Here is a 9,470-nt window from a genome sequence, read left to right on the forward strand (position 1 = left end):
CACACAACAGGCACGCTCCATGACACTCGACTGGCGCCATTCGCTCGAAGGCATCGACTGGGAAGAACTCTCGCGGCTCTACCAGGCCGCACCGCTCGGCAACAAGCAGCCCGATGGATTGAAGCTCGTGTTTTCCAACAGCATGTTCAAGTGCTTTGCGTATGACGACAGCCGACTGGTCGGCGTCGGACGCGCAATGGCCGACGGGCTCGACTGCTCATATATCTGCGACGTCGCCGTGCATCCGAGCCACCAGGGCACCGGCCTTGGCAAAGAGATCGTCTCGCGGCTCGTGGAGCTTTCGACGGGACACCGCAAGATCATTCTCTATGCGGTGGCCGGCAAGGAGCCGTTCTATCAGAAGTTCGGCTTCAGGCGCATGAAGACCGCGATGGCGATTTTCGAGAACCAGGCGCAGGCCGCGGAGCGCGGTCTGATCGAATGAAATGGAGCTCCCATGTGCAGAAGCATCAAGACCCTCTATAACTTCGAGCCTCCCGCCACCGAGCAGGAGATCCGTGCCGCTGCGCTGCAGTTCGTTCGCAAGCTCAGCGGCTTCAGCGTGCCATCGAAGCCCAACCAGCAAGCCTTCGAGCGCGCGGTCGATGAAATGGCCGCCAGCGCAACGCGGCTCATCGATTCTCTGGTGACCACGGCCGAACCGCGCGACCGCGCCATCGAAGCCAAGCGTGCCAAGGCCAAGTCGGCCGCACGCTTCGGCACCTGAACGACACGACCACAAACTTTAGGAGACTCTTCATGCCCCTTGAACTCTGGTTCGCCTTCGTCGCCGCATCGGCCGTGCTCTTGATCATTCCCGGACCGACCATTCTCACGGTGATCAGTTATTCGATCTCGCACGGCCGCCGTGCCAACGTGCCGCTGGTGGCCGCGGTGGCGCTGGGCGATTCAACCGCGCTGGTGGTTTCGCTGCTGGGCCTGGGCGCGCTGCTTGCCGCGTCGGCGTTCTGGTTCACGGTGGTGAAGTGGGTGGGCGGCCTGTACCTGCTGTACCTTGGCATCAAGTTGCTGCGGGCAGGCATCACATCGACCGACATGGCGGCGCCAGCCGCACCCGCGTCGCGCTGGAGGCTGTTTGCCAACACCTACCTGGTGACGGCGCTGAACCCCAAGGGCATTGTTTTCTTCGTGGCGTTCCTGCCGCAGTTCCTGAGCCCGACGGCGAACGTGACGCACCAGCTGTGGGTGCTGGCGGTCACCTTCGTGGCCATGGCCTCGCTCAATGCCACGCTTTACGCCGTGTTTGCGGGATCGGCCCGCCGGCTGCTTTCGTCGCCGCGCGCGCAGCGCCGCTTCAACCTGGCGGGCGGCTCGCTGCTGAGCGCAGCAGGCGTGTGGGCGCTGCTCGCGCGCAGGCCTGCCTGAAGCGCACTCCGGCCAGCGTCAGTTGCGGTACGGATTGCCGGGGCTGCGGTCGTAGCGGTTCGGCACGCCGTCTCCATCGCGGTCGCGGTCATAGCGGTTGGGCACACCGTCGCGGTCGCGGTCCCCGTAGCCATAGTGCGCGCGCGGCGCCGGACGGTCATAGGGTGCCACCACGCAGCCGGCCAGGGCGGCCGATGCGGCAAGCAGAAGGGCCAGTGTCTTCATCATCATTTGATTTCTCCTTGGAGTTATGGAAAGACGGCTTGCCTCCGCAAGCCGGCAGCTGCATTGAAGGCCACCTCCGTCTCGGCTCCGTATCTGCGATGAGGCCGGGGCGTGAAGTTCGTTACCGGATGTGGAACGTGCTGCAAACTTTGGCGCTAAGTTCTTACGCGCGCAGGAGGCGGCGCACCCGTCTGCAAGTAGGTGCATTTCCCGTGGCCGCATGGCCGAGAATGGCGCCCCCGGGCAGCCGATTCGCGCCCCTGCCTTCACGCCGCTCCTCATGCACCGCCCGCCTTTCGCCATCAGCCGCCGTTGTCTTGCCGCAACGCTGACGGTCATCCTCTGCGCGCAGCCAGTGCTTGCATCGGCCGGCATCGTGAGCTTCGACGAGGTGAAGCGCGAGTTCCGTTCTTCCGACACCGCGGTGCTCGACCGCAACGGCGAGCTGCTGCAGCGCGTGCGCACCGACGCCACCGTGCGGCGCGGCCAATGGATTGCTTTGGCCGACGTTTCGCCCGCGCTGCGCATGGCCATGGTGATGAGCGAAGACCGGCGCTTCTACGAGCACAGCGGCATCGACTGGCGAGCGGTGTCGTCTGCCGCCTGGGGCAACCTGTGGAACACGCGCACCCGCGGCGCATCGACCATCACGATGCAGCTCTCCGGCCTGCTCGACGAAGACCTGCGCCGCGCCAACAGCGGGCGCACCTTCACGCAGAAGATTGGCCAGACGGTCGCGGCCACGCAGCTGGAACGCAGCTGGCGCAAGGACCAGATCCTGGAGGCCTACCTCAACACCGTGCCTTTCCGCGGCGAGATCGTGGGCATCGACGCGCTTTCGCGCACGCTGTTTGGCAAGGCGCCGAACGGCCTCGACGCGCGCGAGGCCAGCGTGGCCGCCGCGCTGGTGCGCGCGCCCAACGCCAAGCCCGCGCTGGTGGCGCAGCGCGCCTGCGAGGTGATGCGCGCCATGGAGCCGGGCCAGAAGATCGACTGCGATGCACTCGACATGTTCACCAGCGCGGCGGTGCAGCGGCGGGCCTTCGATGCGAACGAAGGCATTGCGCCGCACGCTGCGCGGCGTGCGCTCCGAGAGTTGCGCGACGCCGGTGAAGCGGCTGCTCTTTCCACGACGTCCGCGCGGCAGGCAGCCAACAAGGAGACGGCCGTCAGGACCACGCTGCGCGCGCCGCTGCAGCGCTTTGCGCTCGGCACGCTGCAACGCCACTTGAAGGAACTGCGCGGCCGCCACGTGGAAGACGGCGCGCTGGTGGTGCTCGACAACGCGAGTGGCGAGGTGCTCGCCTGGGTCGGCTCCTCGGGCCCGCTGAGCCAGGCGGCCGAAGTCGACGCAGTCATCGCGCTGCGCCAGCCCGGCTCCACGCTCAAGCCGCTGCTCTATGCGCAGGCGATTGCCGAGCGGCGGCTCACCGCGGCCTCGCTGATCGATGATTCATCGGCGCAGATCAACACCGCGAGCGGGCTCTACATTCCGCAAAACTACGATCGCCAGTTCAAGGGGCCGGTGTCGGCGCGCACCGCACTCGCCGCCTCGCTCAACGTGCCGGCCGTGCGCACGCTGGTGATGGTGTCACCCGAATCGTTTGCGCGGCAGCTGCGCGCGGCGGGCCTGCCGCTGCGCGAAAGCGGCGACTACTACGGCTACAGCCTCGCGCTCGGCAGCGCCGAGGTGTCGCTGTTGTCGCTCACCAACGCCTACCGCATGCTGGCCAATGGCGGGCGCTACGGACCCACCACGCTGTCCGCGCGGGCGTCCGCGCCAGCGTCCGCTGCGAAGAAGGCCGACGAACCCGCAGTGCCGATCCTCGATCCGCGCGCCGCCTTCATCGTTGGCGACATCCTGTCCGACGCGAACGCACGCACGCGCACCTTCGGCCTGGACAGCATTCTTTCCACGCGCTTCTGGACCGCGGTGAAAACCGGCACCAGCAAAGACATGCGCGACAACTGGGCCATCGGCTGGTCGCAGCGCTACACGGTCGGTGTGTGGGTCGGCAACGCGAGCGGTGCGTCGATGTGGGACGTGAGCGGCACCAGCGGCGCCGCGCCGGTATGGGCCGAGGTGATGCGCTTCCTGCACACGCGTGAACCCAGCCGCTCACCCAAGCCGCCCGCCGGTCTCGTCGAAGCGCACGTGACATTCGGGTCCGCTGCCGACGGCAACACCATCGAGGCGGCGCGCAGCGAATGGTTCCTGCAGGGCACCGAGCAGCCGCTCTTCGCGCTCGACAGCGGCGCTGCCGGAACATCGCCTGAGGCGGCGGCCGCGCGCATCACCGCGCCGGCGGACGGCACGATCATCGCGCTGGACCCCGACATTCCGCCGCTGCACCAGCGCGTGCGCTTCGAGTCCGAAGGCCGCGGCGTGCAATGGCGCATCGACGGCAAGCACTTTGCACGCGGCAACAGCGCGCAATGGCTACCCTGGCCGGGGCGCCATGTGATCGAACTGGTCGATGCCACGGGCAAGGTGGTGGACCAGCGCAAGCTCGAAGTGCGCGGCGCGGGCGTGGTCGCGAAAAGCGCGCGCCGATAGCAAGCGATCGGGGCCGTTCAATCCACCTTCACGCTGAAGAGCACCGACCCCGACCCGCCCGGTGCGAGCGAGCCGGAAAACTCCCAGCTCAGCGTGCCGGTGCCGCCGACGGTCTGCGCCACCGCGCAGGCCACCGAAGGCGCGGGGGTGGCGTTGGCAGGCGTGTTCTTCCGGCAGGCGGTCAGCGATGCGGGCGTGGTGCCGGCCTGCGCGGCGACGAAGCTGGTGTACTGCGGCGTCGTGTCGTTGATCTTCATGTCGGAGATCGGCGTCGTTCCGTTGTTGGTGTAGCTGACGCGGTACTCCAGCGTCTCGCCCGACTTGGCCTGGTTGTTCACACCGAAGCTGCCGCCCTGCGTGACGTTGCGCACTTCCTTCTTGAGCTCGAGCGCGCTGTTCGACACCGTCGTGGTGTCGAGCACCGTGTAGCTCGCGCTCAGGGCCGGGCCGGCGTTGGTGAAACTGAAGCTGGCCTGCACCGTGCTCTGGTTGTTGTTGCCGTTGGCCGCATTGGCAGGAATGAACTCCTGCATCACGATGCACACGTTCTGCCCGGCCACCACCGTGACCGGCGCCGCAGGCGGATACAGAAGCGTTGCACCGGGCTGCTGGGTGCCTGTGCAGCCGGTGTCGGCAAAAATCTTGCCGCTCCAGCCGCTGACGGCCGGCGTGTCGACCGAGTTGGAGATGGCGAAGCTCACCGTGCCGCCGGTGCGCGCAATGAAGGTGTGCGCATAGCTGACGGTGCTGCCCGGCATGCCGCTCTTGGCGCCATCGGCCGCGAAGGTGTTGCGGTCCACGTCGCCGAAGTTCAGGCCGGTGTGGCCCGTGCCGTTCCAGGTGAAGGCAATGCGGTCGGGCGTGCCGCTGCGCGTGTAGGTGTAGCTTGTGCCTCCGCTCGCCACCGCCGAGCCCGAAGGCAGCGCAACGGCACCGAACGAAGCGCCGGTCGAAAGCCGCAGCGCGGTGTTGGTTTCTTCCACGCACAGCGGTGCGTTCGCGGCGGTGGCAAAGGGCACGTCGAGCGCGTAGTTGCCGGCGCCGTCGGTGGTGGCCGTCGACAACACGGTGGCGCTGCAGTTGGTGAGCTTCACGCCCACGCCGGCGATGCCGCCCTCGCTGCCGTTGATCAACCCGTCGTTCGCGATGCCCGAGCTCGTGCCGTTGTCCAGGAACACGCGGCCCGTCACGGTGTAGCCGAAGCCGTTGACGAAGGTGCAGGTGATGTTGGCCCCGGCCACCATGTTGACCGCAGGAATGGTGAGCTCATTGCCGGCCAACGTGCCGAAGGGCACGGTGGGTGTGGCACTGGCCGCATCCAGGCAGCTCGCGCTGATCGGGTTCGCGGGCCAGCCGGCGGGCACGCTTTCCCGGATCCTCGCCAGCACGCCGGCCGTGCCGGTCAGGTTGGCGGCACCGCTCGCGGTGCCGGCACCGGTGACGGTGATGCTGTCGGTGGCGGCCGAGAGCCCGCTGAGCGCGAAGCCGAACAGATTGGCGCCGCTGCCGCCGGTGGTGGTCTTCACGATCTGTACCCGGGGGAACGGCGGCGTGAAGGTGTTGGTGAAAGTGCAGGCGATGTTGCTGCCCGCCGCGGTGGCGGCCGCATCGAGCGTCACCTTGCGGTTGGGCAGGTCGGGCGTGGCGGTGCCGCCCGAACCCAGGCCGGTGCAGCTCACGCCGGTGAGCGCGTAGTTGGCGGGCAGCGGATCTTCGGTGATGGTGGTGGCGACGCCGGGTGCGGTGAGCGTCTGGATCGCGCCCGCGACCGCGGTGCCGGCCGTCACGGTGGCGATCGTCTGCGCCGCGAGGCCGTTGCTGCCGGTGAAGCCGAAGGGGCCGACGCCGCCGTTGCTCACCTTGCTGATCGTCACCGTCGCCGAGGCCGCGTTGGTGAAAGTGCACACCAGCGGCCTGCCGTACTGCACGCTGGCGGCGGGAATTGTGTAGGTGCGCGCATCGGCGCCAGCGCCAAGGCTGCCGACGGGCGTGCCGGCATCGGTGCAGACCGCGCCCGCCAGGTTCCAGCCCGGCACTGCCGGCTCGGCGATGGTGATCGCGGCGCCCTGGACCGTGGCCGAGAAGGGCTGCGTGCCGGCCGTCGCCGTGTTGCCGTCGACCTGCACCGCCGTGCCCGCCGCCACCGTGCTGACCACGCCGTTGGTCTGGGTGGTGTTGCTCAGCGTGAAGTTGAAGGGGCCACCGGCGCCGCCGGTGGTGGTCTTCGACAGCACCACGGTCGGCGGCGTGCAGACCGCGGTGGTGGTGGCCTGCGCAAGGAAGCCTTCGGCGTTCGCCCCGCTCTTGATGTGCACCACCACGGTGTTGCTGCCGGTGCGCCAGTTGCTGGACAGCGTGGCGCTCGCCTGCTGGCCCGCCTGGTAGCCGCGGAAGTTGTAGGGATCGCTGCCTCCCTGCGGCACGCCAGGCACGGTTTGCAGCACGCCGTTGACGAACACTTCCGCCACCGAGTTGTCTGAATAGAAGTCCAGCTTCAGCGAGAAGGTCGCCGGGTTCACCGACGCCGCCATGTTGAAGGTGAAGCGGTGGTAGACGTCGACGTTGCCCGAGTGGTTCGGGTTGTAGTTGGAATTCCAGTTGGCGTTGCCGAAGGGCGAATTGACCCAGGCGCCGGGGGCCTTGTTGCCCACGTATGCACGCTGCCACGAAACCACGGTGCCGGGGCCTCCGCTGGCGGCGCCTTCGCCCGACTCCCACACCGTGTCGCGCCCGGTGCTCAGCGGCGGGCCGCTGACCCCGTTGTAGGCCGTGTTGAAGATCGCGGCGTTCGAGAGGCAGCTGACCGTCGGCGGAATGGGTGGCGATGTGGTGCCCGTGTCACCCGTGTTGGTGAAGGTGCAGACCAGGTTGGCACCCGACGCCGTGGCCGCGGCATTGAGCGTGAGCGTGCGGCCGGAGAGCGTGGCAGTGCCGCCGGAAGGCAGGCCGGTGCAGGACGCCGCCGTCAGCGTGTAGCCCGCCGGCGGCGCGGCCTGGGTGATGGTGGTGGCCGTGCTCGCGGCCGTGAGCGTTTGCACTGACGCGCTCTCGGGCGTGCCGGCTGCCGTGGTGGTGATGCTTTGCGCGGCAAGCCCGTTGCTGCCGGTGAAGTCGAAGGTGCCGACGCCGTTGAGCGAGGTCGTGCGGATGGTCACCGTCGGCAGCGACAGGAACCTGTAGGTCTGCGGGCTCGGCAGGTAGCCGTTGCCGCTGGCCGTGAAGCTGCCGCCCAATGCCACGCCGCCCAGGGTGACCGCGGTGGCGCTGTAGGTCGCGACGACAGTGCTCGTTGCCGTCACCTGGCAAAGGCTTGCGGCGGTGGTGGTGCAGCTGGCCGCCGCGCCCACGTTACCGCCGTTGAAGGCCACGTTGGGTGTGGCGCCGAAGCTCACGACCACGCCGGCGCCGACCGGGTTGCCATTCGCATCGCGCACGAAGGCCTCCAGCACGTCCTGTGCGCTGCCGTTGGCCAGTTGGCCGTCGGTGACGACGCGCAGGCCCGACTGCGCCGCGCTCGGCGTGCCGACCACGAAGCTGTAGGTCGCCGGGCTCGCGCCGTAGCTCTGGCCGTTCGTGGTGAAAACGCCGGTCAGCGTGCCGGCCGGAATGCTGACCGCGGTGCTCTTGGCACCTGGCACGGTGCTGGTCGCGTTGACCTGGCAGATGCCGTTGGCGGCGGTGGTGCACGTGCCAGCCGCGCCGACCGTGCCGCCGTTGAAGGCCACGCCGGCGGTGGCGGCAAAGGTAACCACCGTGCCCGCCACCGGGTTGTCGGCGGCATCGCGCACGATGGCTTCGAGCACGTCCTGCGCGATGCCGTTGGCCACCTGGTTGTCGGTGACGGTGCGTTCGCCCGAGCGCGCCAGGGCGGCCGCGCCGGCAACCACCGTGGTGGCGGCGCTGGCGCAACCGATCGTGGCGTTGGACACGCAGGCCGCACCGGGGTTCGTGGCGGGCGCTCCGTTGCCGACGACATTGGTGCTCCCGTAGTTGGTGAGCACGGTGCCTGCGACCGTGGTCGCCGTGGCGGTGAGCGTGAAGTTGCGCGACGCCCCGGCGGGAATGCCGCCGGCAGGCATCGTCATCGTGCAGGTCAGCAACGCGCCGGCCGCGCTCGGCAGCGCGCCGCAGCTCACGGCGTTGACGTTGGCGCCGGGCGCGACCGCCGTGGCGATCACGCCTGCTGGCAGCTGATCGCGAACGATCACCGTCGCGCCGGTGGCGACCGCGCCACTGTTGGCCACGCCGAGGGTGTAAGTGATGGCGGCACCCGACGACACTGTCGCCGGCGCAGTCTTGCTCAGCGTGATCACCGGCAGGTTGTACTGGATCACCACGAGGCCGTTGCCGCCGCTGGCATTGCCGCCGCCGCCGGTGCCGATGCCGGCCGTGTAGTGGGCGTCGCCGGTGGTGGCCGCTGCGCCGCCGACATTGTCGGACGTCGAATTCAATCCCACGGCCGTGGTCGAACCGGTCACGCCACCGACGTAGCCGGATCCCCCGCCGCCCATGCCGTTGGGCGCAGTCCCCTGGCACAGGCCGCCGCCACCGCCGAAGTAGCCGCCCCCACCGCCGCCGCCGCCTTCGTTCTGGTTCTCGTTGGTGGAGCCGCCATTGCCGCCCTGGAGCGCCGTGCCGCCCGTCGGCGCGCCGAGGTTGCAGGTGCCGCCCGTGCCCGCAGCGCCGCCCCCTGCCTGGGTGCCGGGCCGCCCGCTGGCAGCCACGTTGTCGTCGCGTCCGCTCGCACCGCCACCGCCGCCGGCGGAGGGCGTGCCCACGTCCGCGCCCGGCGACGAACCGCCGCCGCCGCCGGCAATGAGCCGCGCGTTGGCCTGGCTGTAAGTCGTAGTGGCGAACACGCCCGACAGGCCGCCGCCGCTTGCGCCGATGGCCGTGGCCTGCGCGTTGCCGCCCGCGCCGCCGCCGCCGTAGGTCGTGGAGGCGTCGTTGACGCCGCCGCCCTCGCCGACGCGAACGCCCAGCGTCGTGCCCGCCGTCACCGCCAGCGTGCCGGAAGAAAAGCCCCCGCCGCCGCCGCCCCTTTGCGTGGTGTAGTAGCTCGTATTGGGTCCGCCGCCGCCCGCACCCCATGCCTTGATGAACACCGAGCTCACGCCGGTCGGCACGGTGAACGTCTGGTTCGCGCCGGTGTACGTGATCTGGACACAGGCGTTGTAGCCCGATTGCGGCGAGCAAGGCAGTTGGTCAGCCACGGCCGGCACCGACATCAACAACGCCGGCAGCACCAGGACACACGCCCACAGGCCACGCATGTGCCGAGCAATCGAGGATGGAATGTGAG

6 protein-coding genes are annotated in these 9,470 nt (G+C 69.0%); 4 read left to right on the forward strand and 2 right to left on the reverse strand.

Annotation, left to right across the window (positions count from 1 at the left end):
- The first annotated feature begins 19 nt into the window (after positions 1–19).
- The 3 genes from J2X92_RS11935 to J2X92_RS11945 are packed head-to-tail and all read left to right on the forward strand — an operon-like array spanning position 20 to position 1,386.
- On the forward strand, positions 20–445 hold the full coding sequence (locus J2X92_RS11935) for a GNAT family N-acetyltransferase (RefSeq protein ID WP_307575926.1): 426 nt from the start codon (positions 20–22) through the stop codon (positions 443–445).
- Between the two features lie 12 nt (positions 446–457).
- A complete protein-coding gene (locus J2X92_RS11940; RefSeq protein ID WP_307575927.1) occupies positions 458–727 on the forward strand; it encodes a DUF2277 domain-containing protein in 270 nt (89 codons plus the stop codon).
- 32 nt (positions 728–759) lie between these two features.
- Positions 760–1,386 (forward strand): LysE family translocator, encoded by a 627-nt coding sequence (locus J2X92_RS11945; protein ID WP_307575929.1) that lies wholly within the window; start codon positions 760–762, stop codon positions 1,384–1,386.
- A gap of 18 nt (positions 1,387–1,404) precedes the next feature.
- Here the strand turns inward: J2X92_RS11945 and J2X92_RS11950 are convergent, their stop codons facing one another.
- Positions 1,405–1,614, reverse strand: coding sequence for a hypothetical protein (locus J2X92_RS11950; protein WP_175543292.1), 210 nt, complete (start codon positions 1,612–1,614; stop codon positions 1,405–1,407).
- A 277-nt stretch (positions 1,615–1,891) separates the two neighbouring features.
- Between J2X92_RS11950 and pbpC the strand changes: the two genes are divergently transcribed.
- On the forward strand, positions 1,892–4,168 hold the full coding sequence (pbpC, locus tag J2X92_RS11955; protein WP_307575931.1) for a penicillin-binding protein 1C: 2,277 nt from the start codon (positions 1,892–1,894) through the stop codon (positions 4,166–4,168).
- 17 nt (positions 4,169–4,185) lie between these two features.
- On the opposite strand, the gene J2X92_RS11960 is transcribed toward pbpC, so the two are convergent.
- Positions 4,186–9,441, reverse strand: coding sequence for a beta strand repeat-containing protein (locus tag J2X92_RS11960; RefSeq protein ID WP_307575932.1), 5,256 nt, complete (start codon positions 9,439–9,441; stop codon positions 4,186–4,188).
- Between the last annotated feature and the right edge of the window lie 29 nt (positions 9,442–9,470).

This window comes from Variovorax paradoxus (assembly GCF_030811855.1).
GTDB lineage: Bacteria > Pseudomonadota > Gammaproteobacteria > Burkholderiales > Burkholderiaceae_C > Variovorax > Variovorax paradoxus_L.

Excerpts from the sequence above, each read along its gene's own strand:
- J2X92_RS11935 (WP_307575926.1), top strand. The coding sequence starts at position 20 with ATGACACTCGACTGGCGCCATTCGCTCGAAGGCATCGACTGGGAAGAA.
- J2X92_RS11940 (WP_307575927.1), top strand. The coding sequence starts at position 458 with ATGTGCAGAAGCATCAAGACCCTCTATAACTTCGAGCCTCCCGCCACC.
- J2X92_RS11945 (WP_307575929.1), top strand. The coding sequence starts at position 760 with ATGCCCCTTGAACTCTGGTTCGCCTTCGTCGCCGCATCGGCCGTGCTC.
- J2X92_RS11950 (WP_175543292.1), bottom strand. The coding sequence starts at position 1,614 with ATGATGAAGACACTGGCCCTTCTGCTTGCCGCATCGGCCGCCCTGGCC.
- pbpC (WP_307575931.1), top strand. The coding sequence starts at position 1,892 with ATGCACCGCCCGCCTTTCGCCATCAGCCGCCGTTGTCTTGCCGCAACG.
- J2X92_RS11960 (WP_307575932.1), bottom strand. The coding sequence starts at position 9,441 with ATGCGTGGCCTGTGGGCGTGTGTCCTGGTGCTGCCGGCGTTGTTGATG.